The organism is Marilutibacter penaei (genome assembly GCF_014145395.1).
Lineage (GTDB): Bacteria > Pseudomonadota > Gammaproteobacteria > Xanthomonadales > Xanthomonadaceae > Marilutibacter > Marilutibacter penaei.
In genome coordinates, this window is record NZ_JACHTE010000002.1 from 130347 (window position 1) to 151439 (window position 21093).

The window sequence follows — 21093 nt, forward strand, 5'->3', positions numbered from 1 at the left end:
CCATGCGTCGCCTGCAAGCCCTTGCACTCGCCACCGCGGCGCTGATCGCGCTGCCCCTCGCTGCCCAGCCGGTCCCGGCGCCGGACGCCGGAGGGACGACGCCACCGGTGCCCCTGCTGTGGCAGGTGTCGGATGCGGACAATTCGCTGTACCTGCTGGGTTCGTTCCACCTCCTCAAGTCCACCGACTACCCGGTCTCCGCTGACGTCGAAGCCGCCTTCAGCGATGCCGAGCGCCTGGTGTTCGAGGTCGCGCCGGCCGAACTCACCGACCCCTCCACGGGGATGAAGATGCTGACCGCATCGGGTTTCGAGGACGGACGCACCCTCAGCGAGGTGCTGGATGCCAAGCAGCTCGCAGGCCTGGACGCGCTGCTCGAGCCCACCGGCCAGAGCGCCGCCATGCTCGAGGCGTTCGAGCCCTGGTTCGTCAACCTGAGCATCGTGATCGGCATGTCCCAGCGGCTGGGCTTCAGCGGAGAGGAGGGCCTGGACCAGTACCTGATCAGGCGTTCGGCCGAGGCCGGCAAGCCGGCGTCGGGACTGGAGACGATCGACGAACAACTGGCGTCGCTCGACAACATGCCGATGGACGAGCAAGTCAGTGCCCTGGTCGAGCTCATCGACGATCCAAAGGGCCTGAAGACGGACCTGCTCCGCATGCACGACGCGTGGCGGGCGGGCGATGTCGATGCGATGCATGCACTCGCGGTCGATGAGATGCGTGCGAAGACCCCGGAGTCCTATCGCCTGGTGAACGTGGCCCGCAACGACGCCTGGGTGCCGCAGCTCCGCGCGATGCTCGACGCGCCGGGTGAGGACGATGTCCTGGTGGTGGTGGGCGCCATGCACCTGCTCGGCGAGGACGGTGTCGTCGAAAAGCTGCGCGCGGAAGGCCTGGACGTCGTACGTGTCTGTTCCGCCTGCGAGGCGCCCTAGTCGCAAGGGAGTCGGCGGGGCGCGTCCAGGGGCGGGGCCGCCCTGCATGGGGGCTCAGCCCGGCGGCACCATGACGATGCAGTCGACCGGACATGCCGGTACGCAGAGCTCGCAGCCGGTGCACAGGGGCTCGATGACGACGTGCATCAGCTTGCTGGCGCCGATGATCGCATCCACCGGGCAGGCCTGGATGCACTTGGTGCAGCCGATGCAGTCCGCCTCGACGACCCGGGCGAGCGGAGGCGTGGGATGGTGGAGGCCGCGTTCGCGGTCGTACGGCACCGCCGGGACGCCCAGGCAATGGGCCAGAGCACGCGCGCCTGCATCGCCGCCGGGTGGACAACGGTCCACGGCGGCTTCGCCACGCGCCATGGCTTCCGCGTAGGGCCGGCATCCGTCGAACCCGCATTGCCGGCACTGGGTCTGCGGCAGCAGTCGGTCGAGGCGTTCGACGAGGGGCGTCTGCATCGGCGCAGGCCGGGTCGTGCCCGGCCAGGGCTTCACGTCACCTGACCGGCATGCCCGGGGCGGCGGCGTCGTCGGCGCTCAGCAGGGCCAGCTGGCCGGCATCGAAGCCGGCCGAGAGGATCATGCCTTCGCTCAGGCCGAAGCGCATCTTGCGCGGGGCGAGGTTGGCGATGAACACCACGCTGCGCCCGACCAGGGCGTCCGGCTGCGGATACGAAGCGCGGATCCCGGAGAAGATCTGCCGGGTGCCCAGTTCGCCCGCGTCGAGTTCGAACCGCAGCAGCTTGTCGGAGCCTTCGACGAACTCACAGGCGAGGACCTTGCCGATACGGAGATCGAGGCGGGCGAAATCGTCGATCCCGATCGTCGCGGGCGCCGTCGCCTGCGAAGGGGGAAGCGAGGCGGCGGGGGCCGCGGTCGGGGCCGCGGGCTTCAGGGATTCCTTGCTGGCGTCGGTCATGGCGTCGATCAGTTTCGGGTCGATACGGGTGAACAGTGGCGTGTAGGGTGCCAGGCGATGGTCGAGCAGGGGCGTCGCGACGTCGTCCCAGTGCGATACCGGCGAAGCGAGGAAGGCCTCGGCCTCGGCCGTGACGCGCGGCAGCACCGGCTTCAGTGCCGCGCTGAGCACCCTGAACAGGTTCAGTGCCTGGGTACAGACGGCATGCAACTCGGCGTCGGCGCCTTCCTGCTTTGCGATCACCCACGGCTTGTGGTCGTCGACGTACTTGTTGGCCTCGTCCGCCAGTGCCATGGTCAGGCGCAGGGCGGTCGCCGCTTCGTTGCGCGCGTATGCCGCGGCGATCGGCGCGAGCTGCGAGACGAAGCGCGCGTACATCGCCGGGTCGGGCAGGGCGGTGGCGAGCAGGCCATCGAAGCGCTTGCCGATGAAACCCGCGCAGCGGCTGGCGAGGTTGGCGAACTTGCCGACCAGGTCCGCGTTCACGCGCGCGACGAAGTCGGAGAGGTTGAGATCGATGTCGTCCACGCCGCCCGAGGTCTTGGCGGCGTAGTAGTAGCGCAGCGCCTCGGGGTCGAGCCCGGCGTCGAGGTAGGTCCGCGCCATCACGAAGGTCCCGCGCGACTTCGACATCTTGGCGCCGTCGACGGTCAGGTAGCCGTTCACGTGCAGGCGGGTCGGCGCGCGCATGCCCGCGCCGTGCAGCACCGCCGGCCAGAACAGGCCGTGGAAGTTCACGATGTCCTTGCCGATGAAGTGGTGCAGCTCGACGTCGCTACCCGGTGCCAGGTAGCGGTCGAAGTCCAGGCCGCGTTGCTCGCACAGGGCCTGGAAGCTGGACAGGTAGCCGATCGGTGCATCCAGCCAGACATACAGGTACTTGCCGGGCTGGTCGGGGATCTCGAAACCGAAGTAGGGCGCATCGCGGGAGATGTCCCACGCACGCAGGCCCCCTTCGGCATCCAGCCATTCCATCAGCTTGGACTTCACGCCCGGCAGGGCCACGTCGCCGGCGAGCCAATCGCGCAGGAACGCCTCGAAGCCGCCGACCTCGAAGAAGAAGTGCTCGGACTCGCGCAGCTCAGGGGTCGCGCCGCTCAGGACCGAGCGCGGCTCTTTCAGGTCGGTGGGCGCGTACGTCGCCCCGCAGTGCTCGCAGTTGTCGCCGTACTGGTCGGCCGTGCCGCAGTTCGGGCAGATGCCCTTGACGTAGCGGTCGGGCAGGAACATCCCCTTGTCGGGGTCGTACAGTTGGGCGACCGAACGCCGGCCGATGTGGCCGGCCGCATCGAGCTTGCGGTAGATGGCGTGGACCAGCGTGCGGTTGCGCGCCGAGTTCGTCGAGTCGTAGTGGTCGAAATCCACGTTGAACGCGGCGAAATCGCGCTCATGGCTGGACTGGATGCCGGCGATGTAGGCTTCGGGCGTCATCCCGGCCTTCTCGGCAGCCAGCATGATGGGGGTGCCATGCGTGTCGTCGGCACAGACGAAGTGCGCCGCATGCCCCGACAGCCGCTGGGCGCGCGACCAGATGTCGCCCTGGATGTAGCCGACCAGATGGCCCAGGTGCAGGTGGCCATTGGCGTAGGGCAGGGCACAGGTGACGACGAACTCGCGGGACATGGCAACCGGGCGTGTGGAAGGGCGCCGATTATCGCATGGCCGCCCGGAGCGGGGCGGCAGCGTGGGACCCAAGCAAAGGCCCGGTTGCCCGGGCCTCCATGTTCATCGTGACGCGGGCCGCGCGCAGCTCATTCGCGGCGCATCCAGACCTGGGTCCGGCCGAGCAGGGAGAAGCCCAGGAACCCGCGCACTTCGAGCTTGTCGCCCCCATCGGCGAGCCGCAGCTTCGCCGAATACAGCTTGCCGCTGGCGGGGTCGAGGATCTTGCCGTCCTCCCACGCATCACCGTCCTGCTTAAGACCCCACAGGATGACCATGCCCTTGACCGGCTTGCCCTTGCGTTCGCCGGGACACTCCTCGCAGATCGGGTCCGGCCCGCGGTCGGATTGCAGGATGTCGTTGACCTTGCCGGCCAGGGAGCCGTCGGCGGCCTGGTAGATCTCGACCACCGACTTGGGCTGTCCGGTCTCGTCGTCGATGGTGGTCCACTCGCCGATCGGCGACTGGGCCATGGCGGCGCTCGATACCGCGAGCAGTGGCAGGGCGAGCAGGGCGAGCAATCGGTGGCGCATGTTCCCTCCGTTGGCAGGTAAGGCCGTCTGGCGCGGCGTCAGGCCTTTATAACGCATTCGTTGGCGTATGGACGAGGGGCATGGCGCAAAAAAAGGGGCGGCATCGCTGCCGCCCCTTTCCGTACGCATTGCGATGTCCGGTTCTATCAGAACTTGTAGTTGAACTGGACGAAGCCGGTACGACCGTACCAGTCGTACTGGGTGGCGAATGCCGGGACGTTGCCATAGCGCGTGGCAGCACCGCTGGAGACCTGCGGCGGATCCTGGTCGAGGATGTTGCGGACGCCCACCAGGACCGACCAGTCAGGCTGGTCGTAGCGAACCGACAGCGAGTGGTACACGGCGCGCTCGGCCACCACGTCACGCGTGGCGGTCGGGTAACCGAAGTACGTCGTGTTCGGCGAGAGCTCCAGCGCGCTGGTGCCGTGCACGTAGTTCATGCCCCAGGTGTAGGTCCAGTCGTTGCGCTCGAACGAGGTGATCACGTTCGCCAACACCTTCGGACGGCTGATGTCGCCGTTGAAGTCGTCGGTATCGAAGCCGCTGGCCTGGCTGGAGTCGAACAGCTGCTGGAAGTCCTCGAAGACGTAGGTGGCTTCACCCTGGACGTCCAGGCTGCCGGCCGCGAAGTCCTTCTCGTAACGGACCAGCAGGTCGTAACCCCGGGTGCGCTGCTTGTTGATGTTGATGTACGAATCGCGGACCTCGGTGATCGCGTTGGGCGCGGTCGGGTCGGTCGGCGAGTTGCGGTCGAACAGGTTGCAGAACGCGTTCGGGTAGTTCGGCGAGCCGTAGCAGCCGCCCAGGATCGCACCGGCGCCCAGCTGGCCGATCTGGTCGTTCACTTCGATCGAGAAGTAGTCCAGGGCCACGCTGAAGTCGGCGAATTCCGGGGTGAACACGATACCGATCGTATCGGCCTGCGAGGTCTCCGGGTTGAGCACGCCCGCACCACCGCCCGACACGATCGTCGCCGAGGAACCACCGCCGGCGTAGTTGCCCGGGATGCCCGCGGCCGCACAGTTGGCCTGGAGGTTGGTGTTGGTGCTGTTCTGCCAGTCGACGCAGGGGTCGATGGCCAGCTGGCTCAGGAACGCGGTCTGGTTGCCGAGGTACAGCTCGTACAGGCCCGGGGCACGGTAGGAGGTGCCGGTGGTCGCACGCATGCGGAACGACGGGGTGACCTGCCAGCTCAGGCCGGTCTTCCAGACGTAGTCGGAACCGTCGACGGAGTCATAGTCGAACCAGCGGGCCGAGGCGTTGACGGTCAGCGACTCGATGCCCGGGATGCCGGCGAGCAGCGGGGCCTCGACTTCCATGAACAGTTCGGTCACCTGGTCGTCGCCCTTGGTGACCTGCGCCGAGGACTGGCCCCAGAGGTCGCCGTTCTGCGACAGCTCGCTGGGCTGGTCGTCGATGCTGAAGTCGCGGTACTCGACACCGATCGCGCTGGCGACCGGGCCGGCCGGCAGCTCGAACAGGTCGCCGGTCAGGATGCCGGTGAACAGCACCTGGTCATAGACGGTGCTACCGGTGTTGTACTCACCGATCTGGGCTTCCAGCTCGTCCATGCGGTCGCCGTTCAGCACGGCCGGGTCGAAATAGTCGATGACCGGTGCGTCGTCGTCGTACTGCACGTCGCCCGAGCGCGAGGCCACGATGCCCAGGCCGGTGTACTCACCGTCGGAGCGGGTGTAGGACAGGTTGGTCTGCCAGGACCAGGTGTCCGTGAACCCGAAGATGCCGTTCAGGCCGGTGTTGACGTAGAAGTAGTCGACCTCTTCGCTGTTGTTCGAGCGGAAGGGCATGATCGGCTGGGCGATGCCCGACGGGACCGGTGCGGCATAGGTCGGGTCGTTGGCATAGCTGTAGACCGGGATCACGGCGGTTGCGCCGCCCACCAGCGGGAAGAACTGGCGGAAACGCTCGCTGCTGGTCTCGCGACGCGAGGCCATGATCTGGCTGTCCCAGTTGAAGCTGTCGAACGAGATGTTGGCGCCGCCGTAGAACTTGAAGCGCTCGGACTCGTTGAGGATGTACTGGTTCTTGTAGAAGTCGTAGTTCAGGACGTCTTCGTACCAGGCGGCGCCGTCGGTGTCGTAGCGGCCGCTGTAACGCGGGCGGTAACCCGGGATCAGGCCAACCGTGCTGCCGTCCGGCGACGGGATGTAGCGCGTGCCGGTGATGGCGTCGATGACGGTGTTGGCGTAGAGGTTGTTGCAGCCGGCCAGGTCGGTGCCCGCCAGGATGGAGCGGTCTTCGCGGTCCAGGCGGTTGCCGTTCTCGTCCCAGAACAGGTCTTCGGGGCAGCTGAAGAAGTCGCGGTCACCGACCTTCAGCGGCTCGTACTTCTGCCACTCGGCGCCGACCACGATGCTGCTGTTGTCGAAGTTCCAGCCGGTCGCGCCGGAGATGGAGAACGTCTCGCCGCCGCCGTCGAACGGCATGCGGCCGTTGATGGTGACTTCCGGACGGTCGATGTTGCGACGGGTGATGTAGTTGGCCACGCCGGCCACGGCGTCGGAGCCGTAGATCGACGAGGCGCCGTCCTTCAGGATCTCGACGCGCTGGATCACGCTCGTCGGCAGGACGCTGAGGTCGAAGGCCTGGACCTGGCCGCGGGTGCCGGACGGGCCGGGACGCTTGCCGTCCAGCAGGACCAGGGTGCGGTTGGCGCCGAGGCCGCGCAGGCCGACGGTCTGCACGCCGAGGCCGCCTTCGATCACGAAGCCGCCGAACTGGTTGTTGATCTGGGTGGAGCCGGCAGCCACGCTGGACTGCTGCAGGAACTCACCGGCATCGATCTGGCCGATTTCCACGGCGGTGTCGGCGGTGATGACCTGGACCGGCGAGATGGAGTCGTACTCCACGCGGCGCAGCAGCGAGCCGGTGACCGTGATCTTCTCGAGCTCGGTCGGCTGGGCATTGGCCGGCTGGGCCGGCGCTTCCTCGGCCTGGGCCTCGGTCTCGGTTTCATTCGCGTCCTGCGCCAGGGCCGGCGCGCCGTACAGGCAGCCGAGCATGGCGACAAAGAGCGGGAGCCTGTTCATGGTCAGGCGCTTCTTACCAGCAACTTGCATGGTGGTGCTTCCCCTAATGTGGTGGATCCCCGAAAACACAGACGACGGTTTGCCTGTGTTAAGGGAGTGTAAGCAGGTCCATTAACGAAAATCAAATGCCTGGCCCGGGATGTCTTGATCCCGTAACCGGGTTCTCGTAAAGGGGCCTGTTCATGGTCCGCGAGGCATCCCGCCCGCGGGAATGAACGGCGGGCCCGGGGGCCCGCCGCACGGCGTCCGGACGGGTCAGAGACCGCCCGGGCCGCAATCGTTGGCCAGGTAGTCCTCGATCAGATCGAGGGTCTGGACCTGGTGTCGGTAGTACCAGGGCATGCTGTGCGGCATGTCCGGGATGATCTCCAGCCTGGCGTCCACCCGGCCCTTCACCGCGGCATAGAAGTCCTCGGCATGGAACTTCGGCGTACGCACGTCGCGATCGCCCACGTACAGCAGGACCGGGATGTTGGCCTTGTCGGTGTTGCGCATCGGGTCCATGCCCTTGACCGTGTTGCCCTGCAGGATGCGCTGGAGGCGGTTGTCCGACCACGACATCCCAATCCGCCCCAGGTCCGTCACCGGCGCACCGGAGATTGCGCACTGGTACGGGCTGTTCGGGCGGACGACCGCGGCCGCGGCGGCGAAGCCACCGTAGGAATAGCCGAAGATCGCGATGCGGTCCTGGGCGGCAATGCCCTGCTGGACCAGCCAGGCGGCGGCATCGTCCTTGTCGTCCTGCATGGTCTGGCCCCACTGGCCGTCACCCGCCAGCCACAGGTCGCGGCCCAGGCCGGCGGAGCCACGGTACTGCGGACGCAGCACGGCGTAGCCGCGCGACGTCAGGAACGGAACCCACCCGGAGCCGTCCCAGCCGGCGCCGTCGCGTGCCCAGGGGCCGCCATGCGGATGGATGATCGTCGGCAGGGGACCGTCGCCGCGCGACCACCCGGCCGGCAGGTCGAGGATCGCCGGGATCTGCATGCCGTCGCGGGCCGGGTAGGTGACCCACTCCTGGGTGCCGATCGAGGCGGTGTCCATCCACGGACGCGAGTTGCCGAGCAGCTTGACCTGCTTGCGATCAAGCAGCAGGTGGTAGGACGGCGGGTTCTGCGCGCTGGAGGTGGCGAAGAGCACCCGCGACAGGTCGTCGTTGTAACCCTGGAGGGAAACGCTCTGCCCCGGGAATGCCGCCTTCAGGCCGTCGTGGATCGACTTCATCGTGGGGTCGGTATAGACCACCTCGGTTTGCGGACCGCTGACGGTGAAGCCCAGCACCTTGTTGAAGTTGCTCGGCTGCGAACCCAGGATGATGCTGCCGATGGAGAACTGCGGATGGGCGACGAGCGCCTCGGCATCGAACTTCCGCGCCTTCGGGTCGTACATCCATGCCTGCACCTGGTCGGAGAACAGGTCGGTCAGCACATAGAACTTCCCGCTCTGCTCGTCCCGTCCCACGATGTCCAGCGAATGCCGCTCGCTGAGCTTCGTGGTCAGGTTGTCGTGGGTTTCGAATTCGCCGCTCTCCGGATTCTTGATCAGGATCTGCTGCTCGTACTCGGTGCCGGAGATCGCTTCCAGCTTCGTTTGCGTCAGCAGGTCGCCGGTACGCGGGTCGAACAGGCCCGGTTGTTCGCTGCGACCGCCCTTGAAGAGCAGTTTGGTCTGCTCGGTGCGCAGGTTGTAGAGCAGGAAGTTGGACCCCAGCGTCAGCATGTTCGTCTGGGAGATGATGACGTTCTCGGGATCCAGCGGCAGCGTGTTCACGAGGCTCGCCGACCCGGTCAGCTCGAAGCAGCGCTGCATCGCGTCGCTCACGCCTACGCCGGCACCGCCGCGCTTGTCGGCGAAGGCTTCGTCGAACTCTTCCAGGCCGGTGTCGGTGAGGTAGGTCTTGGTGACGAACGTGCGGGTCGAGCCGGTCGTGCGACCCTCGCCGCAACCGCCCAGCGCGCCGGTCCACTCCTGGCGGGCCACGGCCAGGACCCGGTCCGCCTTCATGGCGCCGGCGTAAACGAATTTCATCCGGTCGCCGGAGGGCGTGATGACGGGGCCACGATCCGGCGCGTCGAGGTTCCACGATGCGATCGCGGTTTCCCGGTAGTCGGTGTCCGGCGAGGCGATCAGGGCGACGAGGTTCTTGCCGTCGGTGCTCATGGTTACCGACTGGATTGCCGGTACCCGGGCGAACGAATCCGCCGGGATGGGCTCGCGGGCGAATGCGCAACCGGCTGCCAGCGACAGGCACGCGGCTGCGATTCGCAGGCTGTGTGTGTTGATCTTCATGAATCCTTGGCTCGTTCTGGGATGGGTCTGCTTTCCTGCATGTAGGAAGGAATGCGCATGGGCCCACGTCCCGGCATGCAGCCCGGGTCATCGACCGCGGTGGGCGGTCAATGCGTGTGGATGAGCCCCCTGGATGCCTGTCTGCCTGTCCGGCGCGGCCATGCCCGCATCGGAGTGGCCTACCTGCATCACGGCTGAACGGTTCCCCCTGAAACCGACCCTATCCCACGGGACAGGCTGGCGTCCACATGACGTGTGGACCTTCGGTGGGGTATGGAGTGCTGCGCGCGTAGAATGAGCGCTTGCCGCGACGCGCGGCGACTGCACTCAAGGATCGCAATGCCCATTCCCGCCCACGCCGTCCAGCCCAACCTCACGCCGCGCCCCGGGATCCGCAACATCCTCGCGGTCGGGTCCGGCAAGGGAGGTGTCGGCAAATCCACGACGGCGGTCAACCTGGCGTTGGCGCTCGCGGCCGATGGCGCGGCGGTGGGTGTGCTCGACGCCGACATCTATGGCCCCAGCATCCCGGCCATGCTGGGCCTCTCGGGGCGTCCGGACAGCCCCGATGGCAAGACCATCGAGCCGATGCGTGCCCATGGGGTGGAAGCCATGTCGATCGGCCTGCTGGTCGACCAGGACACCCCGATGATCTGGCGCGGCCCGATGGCGACCTCTGCGCTGACCCAGTTGCTGGAGCAGACGCGGTGGGGCGGTGACCGGGAACTGGACTACCTCGTGGTCGACCTTCCACCGGGGACCGGGGACATCCAGTTGACCCTGTCCCAGAAGATTCCGGTCGCCGGGGCGCTGATCGTGACCACGCCCCAGGAAGTGGCAACGCTCGATGCCCGCAAGGCATTGAAGATGTTCGAAAAGGTGGAGGTGCCGGTGTTGGGCCTGCTCGAGAACATGGCCGTGCACGTCTGCTCCCACTGCGGCCATGCCGAGCACGTCTTCGGCAGCGGGGGCGCGTGCGCGATGGCGGACCAGTACGGTGTGCCACTGCTGGGCAGCCTGCCGCTCGACGTCGCCATCCGGACGCAGGGCGATGCGGGCGTGCCGGTGGTGGCCGCGGCGCCTGACTCGGCCGTGGCCATGGCCTATCGGGAGGCGGCCCGGGCGGTGGCGGCGGCCCTTGCACGGCGGCCTCGCGCCGCGGCTTCGATCTCCGCCTCGCTCGTCCAGGATTGAGCCCGTCGTGCGCCCCGGTGCGCGCGGAGGCTAGAATCGCGGTTTCCGCATCACCGGGTGAACCTCACAGATGGACCGCAAGGCATGAGCATCAAGTCTGACCGCTGGATCCGCCGCATGGCCGGGGAGCAGGGCATGATCGAGCCCTTCGAGCCCGGCCAGGTCAAGCATGTCGCGGGCGAACGCATCGTCAGCTACGGCACCTCCAGCTACGGCTACGACGTGCGCTGCTCGCGCGAGTTCAAGGTGTTCACCAACATCAACTCGACGATCGTCGATCCGAAGCATTTCGACCCGGGCAGCTTCGTCGACGTCGAGTCGGACGTCTGCATCATCCCGCCGAACTCCTTCGCCCTGGCGCGCACGGTGGAGTACTTCCGCATCCCGCGCGACACGCTGGTGGTCTGCCTCGGCAAGAGCACCTACGCGCGCTGCGGCATCATCGTCAACGTCACCCCGCTCGAGCCCGAGTGGGAAGGCCACGTGACGCTGGAGTTCAGCAACACCACGCCGCTTCCTGCGCGCATCTACGCCAACGAAGGCGTCGCGCAGATGCTGTTCTTCCAGTCGGACGAAGTCTGCGAAACCTCGTACAAGGACCGGGGCGGCAAGTACCAGGGGCAGACCGGAGTGACGTTGCCGCGGACCTGAGCGGTGCGATAGGGGTATCGATTGCCCGGCCGTACCCCCTGGCCCGGGTCTCCGGGATCAGTCCCGTGCGTAGGTGACGAAGAACCCCTGCAGGTCGCCGTTTTCCGTGTAGCCGACCACGTCGACCACGCGGAAGCCCTGGCGATTGAAGGCCTGGTGGGACTGGTTGAGCTCGTCGGCCGCACCGGTCTTCCGGGCGCCGAAGTCGACGTCGATGAAGATCGTGACGTTGCGCTGCTGCAGTTGGCGGGCTTCCTCTGCCTTGCGGTCGTAGTGGCCTTGCGTGGCGGCATGGGTGGCCGGCAGCGTGCAGGCGATCAGGAGGCAGGCGGTCAGGAGTGGGCGGTGCATGGGGGCTCCAGGGTCAGTGGGTGGCGCCGGCGGCGACGCGGATGTCGTGCGGCGTGGTCAGGGCGCAGCGCACGGCGATGCGAAGCCCGGCCACGAGGGTCTCAACGGGCAGGCTGGGGGCTCCCGGATGGCCGCTGGCCTGGGCCGGCGAGTACGGTACGTGGACGAAGCCGCCGCGTACGCGCGTTTGGCGACGCAACGCATGCATCAGGCCATACAGCACGTGGTTGCAGACGTAGGTCCCCGCGGTCTGCGAGATCTCGGCTGGAATCCCCGCCGCATTCAGGGCCTGGCGCATGGCCTTGATCGGCAGCGTGCTGAAGTAGGCGTCGGGGCCGCCTTCGACGACGGCGGTGTCGATCGGCCGGGCGCCGGCGTTGTCGGCAATGCGTGCATCGTCCACGTTGATGCCGATCCGTTCGAGTGACAGCTGCGCGCGGCCTCCGGCCTGGCCCACGCAGATCACCAGGGCCGGCTTCAGTTCGCGTAGCGCAGCGCGCAGGACCTTGAGCGAGGTGCCGAACTCGACCGGCAGGCACCGCGCCACGACGCGATGCCCGGCGATGCGTGCACCGTCGAGCGCGCGTACGGCGTCCCAACTGGGATTGCCGGCCTCGCCGCCGAACGGTTCGAAGCCGGTCAGCAGGACGGTGGCGACGCGGACGGGGGGCATGGACGCGATTCTCCGGCTCAGAACGTGAATGCCAGCCAGTACATCAGCAGCAGGTTGACCAGCAGCAGCGGCAGCGCGGTGGGCACCTGTGCGCGGATCACGCCGTTGGGATCGTCGAGCTCCAGCAGCGCCGCCGGGACCAGGTTGAAGTTCGCCGCCATGGGCGTCAGCAGGGTGCCGCAGTATCCGGTCAGCATGCCGAGCGCACCGAGGATCGCCGGATTGGCGTCATGCTGGAGGATCAGCAGGGGCAGGCCGATGCCCGCGGTCATGACCGGGAACGCCGCGAAGGCGTTGCCCATGATGATGGTGAAGAGCGCCATGCCCAGCCCGTACGCCACGATGCAGGCGAACCGGCTGTCGGTGGGGATCACGCCGGACACCAGATGGGCGACGGCCTCGCCGACGCCGCTGGCACCGAACACGCCGCCCAGCGTCGCGAGCACGAGTGGCAGCAACGCGGCCCAGCCCATCGTGTCGAGGAGGCGGCGGCCTTCGACGAGTGCCATGCGAGGCGTCTCCCCGGTCACCCGGATCGCGGCGAGGGCCGCCAGGATGCTGGCCAGGGCCAGGCCGATCAGGGTGATGCTGCCCGCGCCGAACAGCCGATATCCGCCCCAGCCCACGCGCTCGCCGAACAGCACCACCAGGACGGTGACCACCGGGATCAGCAGGGCCGGCCCGAACAACCGGTGACCCAGGCGCGCGGCGGAAGCGCGTCGCTGGGCCTCGGGCGCCTCTTCGAGGTGTTCGCGGCGCATGCGCGGCGCCAACACGGCCAGTGCGAGGACGGTGGCGCCCGCGACCCGGGAGGGCAGGGGATCGCCTGCGGCATTGGCCTCGAGAACGTACCGCCCGCCGGCGAACAGCGCGGCGACCAGCGACCAGAACGCGGCATGCGCATAGCGTCGCTCGCGCGCGTTTCGCAGGCCGGCGTACAGCAGGATGCCGCCGAGGATCCAGTAGAAGAGCTCAAGACCCAGCATCGTCCGCCTCCGCGGAGGCGGCGAGCCGGCGCCGCAATCCGCGCTCGAATACCTGGATGCGCACGGCGTGGATGACGAAGGCGGCGATGGCGGTGGGCAGGGCCCACAGGGCGATCTGCAGCGGCTCGAGGCTGATCCCGTGTTCGGCATAGAAGCCCTGGATCAGCAGCACCGCGCCGAACGCGAGGAACACGTCCTCGCCGAAGAACCGGCCGACATTGTCCGTCGCCGCGCCGAGCGCATGCACCCGCTGCAGTTCCTGGCTGTCCAGCGGCCTGCCGTGATCCTTCGTCGCCGCGGACGTCGACATCGGGGCGAGCAGCGGCCGGACGGTCTGCGCGTGGCCCGCGACGTCGATGAGCCCGAGCATGCTCAGCACCTGGCGGACGCCGAGATAGGCCACCAGCAACCGGGTCAGCGTCAGACGGGTCCAGGTGGAGATCCACTGGATCGCATGCTCGCGCAGCCCGGCGCGTTCCAGCAGGCCGATCGTCGGCAGGGTGAACACGAACAGCAGCAGGGCACGGTTCGAGACGAAGCTGGTGCCGAGCAGCGACAGCAGGTCCGGCAGGGACATGCCGGCGAGCAAACCGCTGACCAGTCCGGCCGAGACCACCACCACCACCGGATTGAAACGAAGGACGAAGCCGAGCACCACCACCAGCACGCCCAGCAGGGGCCAGTAGTTCACGCGGGCGCCCCGGGGGACCGGATGTCCAGACCCTCGGCCTCCAGTGCCGCGCGCAACGCACGGGCGAAGCCGGCGGCGTCCGCCCGGTCCCCATGCAGGCAGAGCGTGTCGGCCTGCAACTCCAGGACTTCTCCGTCGGGCAAGGTAAGCGTCCCGTTGCGTGCCAGCGCGCAGGCCTGGGCCACGGCGGCCTCGATGCTGTCCAGCACCGCGCCCGGGGCGGTTCGCGGCAGCAGCCGGCCATCGGGCCCATAGCCCCGTTCGGCAAACACCTCGTGGGCGACGCGCAGGCCATTCGCGCCCGCCGCATCGGTCAGCGCCGATCCCGACAGGCCGTAGATAATCAGGTCGGGATCGAATCCGGCGACCGCTTCGACGATCGCATCCGCGATGGCGCGGTCGCGGGCGGCCATGTTGTAGAGCGCGCCGTGCGGCTTGACGTGCGCCAACCGCATGCCTTCCTCGTCCGCGATGCGCGTGAGGCGGCGCAGCTGCGCGGTGACCAGGAGCATCACCTGGCCGGGGCCGGCGTCGAGTTCGCGACGGCCGAAGTGCTCCCGGTCGACGAAGCCCGGGTGCGCACCCGCGGCCACGCCATGGTCCCGGCACAGGCGCAGCGTGGCTCGCATGGTGGCGTCGTCCCCGGCGTGGCCGCCGCAGGCGATGCTGGCGGAGCTGAGCAGCGGGATGATCGCGGCGTCGTCGCCGCAGCCCTCGCCCAGGTCGCAATTGAAGTCGATATGCCGCATGTCGTCGGGCCTTCCCTTGATCCGACAGGTTAGCCCATCCATGGATCGAGCCGGGTATCGAGCAGGTGCGCGAGCCGCTTCCAGCGCGCCTGCCGCTGCCGCCGGAGCACGCGCGATCCCTCGAGGTCGACCGGCGTCCAGCGAATGCGCTGCCCAGGCGCGACCTGCGCCAAGCGCGGGAGGTCGGCGGCACACACATGCCCGAGGCGTGGATAACCCCCGGTGGTCTGGGCATCGGCCAGCAGCACGATGGGATGCCCGTCCGGCGGCAGTTGCAGGGTGCCGGGTGCGACCGGCCCGGAGACGATGTCCATGCGCGGCGATTCCAGCGCCGGCCCCTGCAGGCGCAGGCCCTGGCGGTTGCTGCGAGGGTCGACGGTCCACGCGCCGGCTGCGAGTCCGGCCGCGGCGGGATGCGCGGAAGGGACGTAGTGCAGGTCGACGCCGTGGTCGATGGGGTCGTCGAACTCCACCCACCAGGACGGACCTGACGGCGTATCGACGTCCAGTGCCGGGACCCGCATCGAGACGCGGTCGCCGCGGGCGAGTGCACGCCCTCCCAGGCCTCCGAAGCCGCCGCGAAGATCGGTGCTGCGGCTGCCCATCACTTGGGGCAGCGAAACGGTCCCCGCGATCGCCAGCCACGCGCGCACGCCCAGGCGCAGGCGGCCGACGCGCAGCCGCCCGGGCGGCAGGCGGAGCGGGCGGCCATGGCCGAGACTCGTGCAGGTGCCGTCGCGGGCGATATGGGCCATGTCGGCGAGCGCGCCGCACAAGGCGACCCTGAGGGGAACATCGAAGGCCAGCGTGACGCCGGCCAGCGTCATTTCCAGCACCGCGGCGTCATCGGCGTTTCCGACCAGCCGGTTCGCAAGCGCGGCCGCATCAGGGTCCAATGCGCCGGCGCGGGCCACGCCGACATGGCGGAAGCCGGTGCGGCCGCGGTCCTGCACGGTGGTCAGCGGACCGGGCACGATGACTTCGAGGGTCGCCTGCCTCATCGCTCGGCTCCGGCGATGGCCCGGAACGTGTCCTCATCGACCGGCCTGAAGCGTACCCGGTCACCGGGCTGGAGCAGGGCCGGTTGCGGTCGCGACGGGTCGAACAGGCGCAGGGGCGTGCGCCCGAGGATCTGCCAGCCCCCCGGGCTGTCGCGGGGGTAGATGCCGGTCTGTGCGCCCCCGATTGCCACCGATCCCGCGGGGATGCAGGTGCGCGGGGTCGCAAGGCGGGGGAGCGCCAGCGCAGGGTCGAGGCCGGACAGGTACGGGAAACCCGGCGCGAAACCGATCATCGCCACCGCGTAATCGCCGGCGGCGTGCCGTTCAATCAGGGTGCCCGGCGACATTCCGAGCGCCCGGGAGGCGTCGTCGAGATCGGGGCCAAGCGTGCCGCCGTAGCAGACTGGCACGTCGACCACGCGCGCATCGGCGGGGGCGGACACGGGTGCGTCGCGCTCCAGTTCGGACCGGAGCCAGGCGCATACCCGGTCGGGCCCGATGCCGTCGGCATCGAAGAACACGCCAACGCTTGCATACGCGGGCACCAGGTCCAGCACCCCGGCCGGCCGCGTGGCGGCGAGTTGCGTCGCCAGGGCGTGTACCCGGGCGATCGTGGCATCGTCGATGCCATCGCCGAGCGTCACGCAAAGCGCGTCGTCGGACAGCCAGCTGACGCGGGGGCGTCCGGGACGCTCACCCATCCAGTGCACCACGCAACGCGGTGATGCGTACCACCAGGGCCTCAGGTGAGTAGGGGGCCGCGGTGGCCGTGCCCCAGACCGGCCTGGGCCAGGCGATATCGTTGCGGAAGCGTGCGATCACGTGCACGTGCAGTTGTTCGACCATGTTGCCGAGCGCCGCCACGTTGAGCTTGTCGGGCTTGAATTGCGCCAGCAGCACGCGGCTGGCGGCGTCGATCTCCCGTGTCAGCGCGGCGCGTTCCGAGGCGCGCAGGTCCGTAAGCTCGCGCGCGTCGGGGACCCGCGGCACGAGGATCAACCACGGATGGTGGGCGTCATCCATGAGGCGGAGCTCGCTGAGGGGCAGCTGCGCGACCGGGTGCGTGTCCTCGGCCAGTTGCGGGTGCAGGTGCCATTCGTGGGCCGGAATCTTCATCGCAGGGTCTCCTCCAGGAACGCCCGCGCGCGTGGCCAGGCGCCCTCAGCGGCCCGGGTCGCGGGATCGCCGTGGCGATCGCGTTTGAAGCCATGGCGGGCGTCGTGCGGGTGTCCTTGGGCGTGGCGGGCCGTGTCGGGGTGGGCCATCGGCATGCCTCCGTTCAGGTGGGGGTAGGGCTGGACGCGGCGTGTTCGGGGTCGATTCTAGCGCCGGCGCTATAATTCGCGCCCTGCTTCGTCATCCGAGCCAGACGACGCATTCGCCTGCCCGCCTACTCCATCGACGTGGGAGGGCCTGGCCTTTCAGGACCGTACGCGGCATGGATGCCGCGTCCGAGCCCCCATGGATGGGTTCACGGCGTGTCCTGAAAGGCCAGGCCCTTCCGCGGCGCCCCGCGTACGGTTCTCCAACGCCACGTCCGTCCGCGTCCTTGTGGATGGTCCAGGCCTTCCGGCCACGCGTTGGCCGTAACGTCCCAATTCCTGATTCGTGGTCCGTATGTCCATCGCCAATCCCAAAGTCGGTTTCGTCAGCCTCGGTTGTCCCAAGGCGCTCGTTGATTCAGAACGCATCCTGACCCAGTTGAAGGTCGAGGGGTACGACCTCGTGCCGAGCTACGACGATGCCGACGTGGTCGTGGTCAACACCTGCGGCTTCATCGATTCCGCCGTGGCCGAGTCGCTCGACGCGATCGGTGAGGCGATGGCCGAGAACGGCAAGGTGATCGTCACCGGCTGCCTGGGCAAGCGTGAAGAGGTGATCCGCGAGGCGCACCCGGGCGTACTGTCGATCAGCGGCCCGCAGGACTACGCCAGCGTGATGCGCGCGGTGCACACCGCGTTGCCGCCGAGGCACGACCCCTTCGTCGACCTGGTGCCCGACCACGGCCTGAAGCTGACGCCGAAGCACTACGCGTACCTGAAGATTTCCGAGGGCTGCAACCACCGGTGCAGCTTCTGCATCATCCCGTCGATGCGTGGCGACCTCGCGAGCCGGCCGGTCGACCAGGTGCTGCGCGAGGCCGAGAAGCTGGCGATGGGCGGCGTCAAGGAACTGCTGGTGATCTCGCAGGACACCTCCGCCTACGGCGTGGATCTCAGGTACGCCGAGCGCGAATGGCGCGGCAAGGCGTACCAGACGCGCATGAAGGCCTTGTGCGAGGGCCTGTCGGAGCTGGGCTTGTGGACGCGCCTGCATTACGTGTATCCGTATCCGCATGTCGACGATGTCATTCCGCTGATGGCCGAGGGCAAGCTGTTGCCCTACCTGGACATCCCGTTCCAGCACGCCAGCCCGCGCATCCTCAAGCTGATGAAGCGCCCTGGTGCCGTCGACAAGACGCTCGAGCGCATCCAGCGCTGGCGCGACATCTGCCCGGACATCACCATCCGCAGCACGTTCATTGTGGGTTTCCCCGGCGAGACGGACGCGGAGTTCGAGGCGCTGCTGGATTTCCTGGAAGAGGCCCAGCTCGACCGCGTCGGCGCCTTCGCGTATTCGCCGGTCGAGGGCGCTGCGGCCAACGACCTGCCCGACGCGGTGCCGGAAGAGGTGAAGCAGGAGCGCCTGGCCCGCTTCATGGAGCTGCAGGCCGACATTTCCACGGCGAAGCTCGAGGCCAAGGTGGGTACGACGCAGCGTTGCCTCGTCGATGCGATTGACGGCGACCTGGCGATCGCCCGTTCGATGGCGGATGCGCCGGAGATCGACGGCCTCGTGCAGATCCAGAACGGCTTCGAGGCCGGCCTCAAGCCCGGTGAGTTCGTGGATGTCGAGATCATGGGCAGCGACGAGCACGACCTGTACGGCGAGGTCGCCTTCGGCGATTGAGGCGTCGCCGGGAGGTTGCGGGTCTGGTTGAAGGCGGGTTCGAGGCGTCCCGCATTCCGCTGACGCGGTCCGAAGCCTCAACCTGAACAACCGGTGTCATCGGGAGCGCATTTCGGGAGAAATCGGGCGTCTGGGGGCGTATCATGGCTCCACGGCGCGCGGAGTGGCTCCACGCCGCGGGTATCCCGAAGAGCCCGCAGGCGCCTGCATGGCCCCTCGTTGGTGGGAATGCTGCTTCTGGCGCGCTCAAAAGGCGGGGTTTTCCCCGCCTTTTTCTTTGCCGGGTCGCCCAGCGCACGTTGGCGCGGCTGTCTCCCGGTGGTCAGCCCGGGTAGTCCACGTCGACGATCACGAAGCGGGCCGGCCCGCTTGGCAGCAGTGCCTCGAACTCGTCGTCCAGCCGCCGCTTGAGCATGGCCCGGGCCAGCGGCGAATCGATGCTGATCCAGCCCCGCGACGCGTCGGTCTCGTCCGGCCCGACGATGCGGTAGCGGCGACACTCGCCGTCCTCGATCCGCTCCACTTCCACCCAGGCGCCGAAGAACACCGCCCCGGGGTCGCCGGGCGCGGCGTCCACCACCTTCAGCGCCGGCACCCGCTTGCTCAGGTAGCGTACCCGCCGGTCGATGTCGCCCAGTTGCTTCTTGCGATAGGTGTATTCGGCGTTCTCGGAGCGGTCGCCCTCCGCGGCGGCCGCGGCGAGCGCGGCCACCACTTCGGGGCGTCGCACCCGCCACAGCTCGTCCAGCTCGGCTTTCAGCCGGTCATGGCCGTGGCGGGTGATCAGCGCCGTGCTGCGCTCGGGCGGCGGTCTCCAGCGCCCCATCCGTCAACCTGCCGGCAGGTACTCGAGGGGCGCTTCCGGCCCGATCGGCCAGCCCGCCATGATCCAGATCGTGAACAGCACCGTCCAGCCGATCAGGAATGCGATCGAGTAGGGCAACATGGTGGCGACCACCGTGCCGATGCCAGCCTTGGGCTCGTAACGCTGCAGGAACGCGATGATCAGTGCGAAGTAACTCATCATCGGCGAGATGATGTTGGTGACCGAATCGCCGATGCGATAGGCGATCTGGGTCATTTCCGGCGAGTAGCCCAGGAGCATGAACATCGGGATGAACACCGGCGCCATCAGCGCCCACTTGGCCGACGCCGACCCCATGAACAGGTTGGCGGTGGCCGTGAGCACGATGAACGCGATGAACAGCGGGGCGGCCGGCAGGTCGATGGCCTTCAGGAACCCCGCGCCTTCGATGGCGAAGATCAGGCCGAGCTGGGTCCAGTTGAAGAAGGCCACGAACTGCGCCGCGAAGAAGATCAGCACAAGGTAGGTGCCCAGGGTCTCCATGGACTTGCTCATGCCCTGGATGACGTCGGCGTCGTTGCGGATCGTGCCCGCGCCGATCCCGTACGCGATGCCGGCCACGACGCCGTAGGCGAAGATGATCGCGACGATCCCGCGCAGGAACGGCGAGCGCAGCAGGTCGCCGTCCGGTGCGCGCAGGAAGCCATCGGCGGGCACCGTGCCCCACAGCACCAGCAGGGTCAGGGCCAGCGATGCCAGCAGGGCGAACCACAGGCCACGCTTCTCCTCGGGCCGCATGGCTTCGATTTCCTGCGTTTCGCCCTGCACCTGTGGCGCGTCCGGGAACCGCTTCGCGACCACCTTTTCCGTCACCACCGTGCCCAGCAGCGCAATCACCGGCGTGGAGGCGATCATGAAGTACCAGTTGGCGGCGGCGTTCACCTCGTACGCGGGGTCGATGATGCGCGCGGCCTCCTGCGAGAGGCCGGCCAGGAGGGGATCGATGGTGCCCAGCAGCAGGTTGGCCGAGTAACCGCCCGACACGCCGGCGAAGGCGGCGGCCATGCCGAGGATCGGGTGGCGTCCGGCGGCGATGAAGATCAGGCCGGCCAGGGGGACCAGCAGCACGTAGCCGATCTCCGAGGCCATGTTGGACATGATGCCGGCGAACACGACCACGAAGGTCAACAGGCGCCGGGGTGCCGAAAGCACCAGCAGGCGCAGCGCGGCGCCGATCAGGCCGCTGTGCTCCGCCACGCCGATGCCGATCAGCGCCACCAGCACCGTGCCCAGTGGCGCGAACCCGGTGAAGTTGGTGATCAGGCCGTCGAGGATGCGGTGCAGGCCATCGACGCTCAGCAGGTTGACGGGCCGGATCGCCTCGCCGGTCACCGGGTGCGCGACCGACAGGTCGAGCTGCGAGCAGACCCAGGAGAGCACTACCACCGCCACCGCCATCAGGGCGAACAGGGTGACCGGATGAGGCAGCGCATTGCCCCCCTTCTCGATGACGTTGAGGAAACGGTCGATAGCGGAGCGTCGAATGGCGGGGGGCTGGTTCATGGACGGTGTCTGCCTGCGTTGGATCGGTCCGGCGCTGGGCCGCCGGCAAGCGCGGGACTATACCCCAGCGGCGCCGCTCG

At 68.2% G+C, this 21093-nt stretch carries 20 protein-coding genes; 4 read left to right on the forward strand and 16 right to left on the reverse strand.

Annotated features, from left to right (window positions below):
* Positions 1 to 2: 2 nt before the first annotated feature.
* On the forward strand, positions 3 to 938 hold the full coding sequence (locus H4F99_RS02945; protein WP_182668239.1) for a TraB/GumN family protein: 936 nt from the start codon (positions 3 to 5) through the stop codon (positions 936 to 938).
* 54 nt (positions 939 to 992) lie between these two features.
* On the opposite strand, the gene rnfB is transcribed toward H4F99_RS02945, so the two are convergent.
* The 5 genes from rnfB to H4F99_RS02970 all read right to left on the reverse strand — a co-directional run bounded on the left by rnfB (position 993) and on the right by H4F99_RS02970 (position 9400).
* Positions 993 to 1406: an Rnf electron transport complex subunit RnfB gene (rnfB, locus tag H4F99_RS02950; RefSeq protein ID WP_182668240.1), complete on the reverse strand. Its 414-nt coding sequence runs from the start codon at positions 1404 to 1406 to the stop codon at positions 993 to 995.
* 37 nt (positions 1407 to 1443) lie between these two features.
* Entirely contained in the window at positions 1444 to 3489 is a 2046-nt protein-coding gene (gene metG / locus H4F99_RS02955) for a methionine--tRNA ligase (protein ID WP_182668241.1), read from the reverse strand.
* A 128-nt stretch (positions 3490 to 3617) separates the two neighbouring features.
* The gene (locus H4F99_RS02960; protein ID WP_182668242.1) at positions 3618 to 4061 is read right to left on the reverse strand and encodes a DUF2147 domain-containing protein; all 444 of its coding nucleotides are present in this window, start codon (positions 4059 to 4061) and stop codon (positions 3618 to 3620) included.
* Positions 4062 to 4207: 146 nt separating this feature from the next.
* Positions 4208 to 7111, reverse strand: coding sequence for a TonB-dependent receptor domain-containing protein (locus H4F99_RS02965; protein ID WP_246371213.1), 2904 nt, complete (start codon positions 7109 to 7111; stop codon positions 4208 to 4210).
* Between the two features lie 255 nt (positions 7112 to 7366).
* A complete protein-coding gene (locus H4F99_RS02970) occupies positions 7367 to 9400 on the reverse strand; it encodes an alpha/beta hydrolase family protein (RefSeq protein ID WP_182668244.1) in 2034 nt (677 codons plus the stop codon).
* Positions 9401 to 9694: 294 nt separating this feature from the next.
* Here H4F99_RS02970 and apbC point away from each other — a divergent pair, with 294 nt between their 5' ends.
* Both apbC and dcd read left to right on the forward strand, forming a co-directional pair.
* Complete coding sequence (apbC, locus tag H4F99_RS02975; RefSeq protein WP_182668245.1) at positions 9695 to 10594, forward strand: iron-sulfur cluster carrier protein ApbC; 900 nt, start codon at positions 9695 to 9697, stop codon at positions 10592 to 10594.
* An 84-nt stretch (positions 10595 to 10678) separates the two neighbouring features.
* Positions 10679 to 11245, forward strand: a complete 567-nt coding sequence (gene dcd / locus H4F99_RS02980) for a dCTP deaminase (RefSeq protein ID WP_182668246.1) — start codon at positions 10679 to 10681, stop codon at positions 11243 to 11245.
* 57 nt (positions 11246 to 11302) lie between these two features.
* On the opposite strand, the gene H4F99_RS02985 is transcribed toward dcd, so the two are convergent.
* From H4F99_RS02985 to H4F99_RS03025, 9 genes are read right to left on the reverse strand one after another with little or no spacing between them, the layout of a single operon-like run.
* Positions 11303 to 11596, reverse strand: coding sequence for a hypothetical protein (locus H4F99_RS02985; RefSeq protein ID WP_182668247.1), 294 nt, complete (start codon positions 11594 to 11596; stop codon positions 11303 to 11305).
* A gap of 13 nt (positions 11597 to 11609) precedes the next feature.
* Positions 11610 to 12269 carry a pyroglutamyl-peptidase I gene (pcp, locus tag H4F99_RS02990; RefSeq protein WP_182668248.1) on the reverse strand — a complete coding sequence of 220 codons (660 nt, stop codon included), beginning with the start codon at positions 12267 to 12269 and terminating at the stop codon, positions 11610 to 11612.
* 17 nt (positions 12270 to 12286) lie between these two features.
* Positions 12287 to 13255 (reverse strand): DUF979 domain-containing protein, encoded by a 969-nt coding sequence (locus tag H4F99_RS02995; protein WP_182668249.1) that lies wholly within the window; start codon positions 13253 to 13255, stop codon positions 12287 to 12289.
* Positions 13242 to 13946 carry a 5-oxoproline transporter, DUF969 family subunit gene (locus tag H4F99_RS03000; RefSeq protein ID WP_182668250.1) on the reverse strand — a complete coding sequence of 235 codons (705 nt, stop codon included), beginning with the start codon at positions 13944 to 13946 and terminating at the stop codon, positions 13242 to 13244. The genes H4F99_RS02995 and H4F99_RS03000 overlap by 14 nt, the downstream gene beginning before the upstream one ends.
* Entirely contained in the window at positions 13943 to 14695 is a 753-nt protein-coding gene (locus H4F99_RS03005; protein ID WP_182668251.1) for a 5-oxoprolinase subunit PxpA, read from the reverse strand. Before H4F99_RS03005 ends, H4F99_RS03000 begins: the two co-directional genes overlap by 4 nt.
* Positions 14696 to 14724: 29 nt before the next feature.
* Positions 14725 to 15696, reverse strand: coding sequence for a 5-oxoprolinase subunit C family protein (locus H4F99_RS03010; protein WP_182668252.1), 972 nt, complete (start codon positions 15694 to 15696; stop codon positions 14725 to 14727).
* On the reverse strand, positions 15693 to 16397 hold the full coding sequence (gene pxpB / locus H4F99_RS03015) for a 5-oxoprolinase subunit PxpB (RefSeq protein WP_182668253.1): 705 nt from the start codon (positions 16395 to 16397) through the stop codon (positions 15693 to 15695). Before pxpB ends, H4F99_RS03010 begins: the two co-directional genes overlap by 4 nt.
* Entirely contained in the window at positions 16390 to 16812 is a 423-nt protein-coding gene (locus H4F99_RS03020; protein ID WP_182668254.1) for an HIT domain-containing protein, read from the reverse strand. The genes pxpB and H4F99_RS03020 overlap by 8 nt, the downstream gene beginning before the upstream one ends.
* On the reverse strand, positions 16809 to 16961 hold the full coding sequence (locus H4F99_RS03025; RefSeq protein ID WP_182668255.1) for a hypothetical protein: 153 nt from the start codon (positions 16959 to 16961) through the stop codon (positions 16809 to 16811). The genes H4F99_RS03020 and H4F99_RS03025 overlap by 4 nt, the downstream gene beginning before the upstream one ends.
* Before the next feature lie 352 nt (positions 16962 to 17313).
* On the opposite strand from H4F99_RS03025, the gene rimO reads away from it, so the two are divergent.
* A complete protein-coding gene (rimO, locus tag H4F99_RS03030) occupies positions 17314 to 18645 on the forward strand; it encodes a 30S ribosomal protein S12 methylthiotransferase RimO (protein ID WP_182668256.1) in 1332 nt (443 codons plus the stop codon).
* Positions 18646 to 18967: 322 nt separating this feature from the next.
* Here the strand turns inward: rimO and greB are convergent, their stop codons facing one another.
* Both greB and H4F99_RS03040 read right to left on the reverse strand, forming a co-directional pair.
* Positions 18968 to 19471 carry a transcription elongation factor GreB gene (gene greB, locus H4F99_RS03035; RefSeq protein ID WP_182668257.1) on the reverse strand — a complete coding sequence of 168 codons (504 nt, stop codon included), beginning with the start codon at positions 19469 to 19471 and terminating at the stop codon, positions 18968 to 18970.
* 3 nt (positions 19472 to 19474) lie between these two features.
* Positions 19475 to 21013: an AbgT family transporter gene (locus H4F99_RS03040; protein ID WP_182668258.1), complete on the reverse strand. Its 1539-nt coding sequence runs from the start codon at positions 21011 to 21013 to the stop codon at positions 19475 to 19477.
* Positions 21014 to 21093 lie beyond the last annotated feature (80 nt).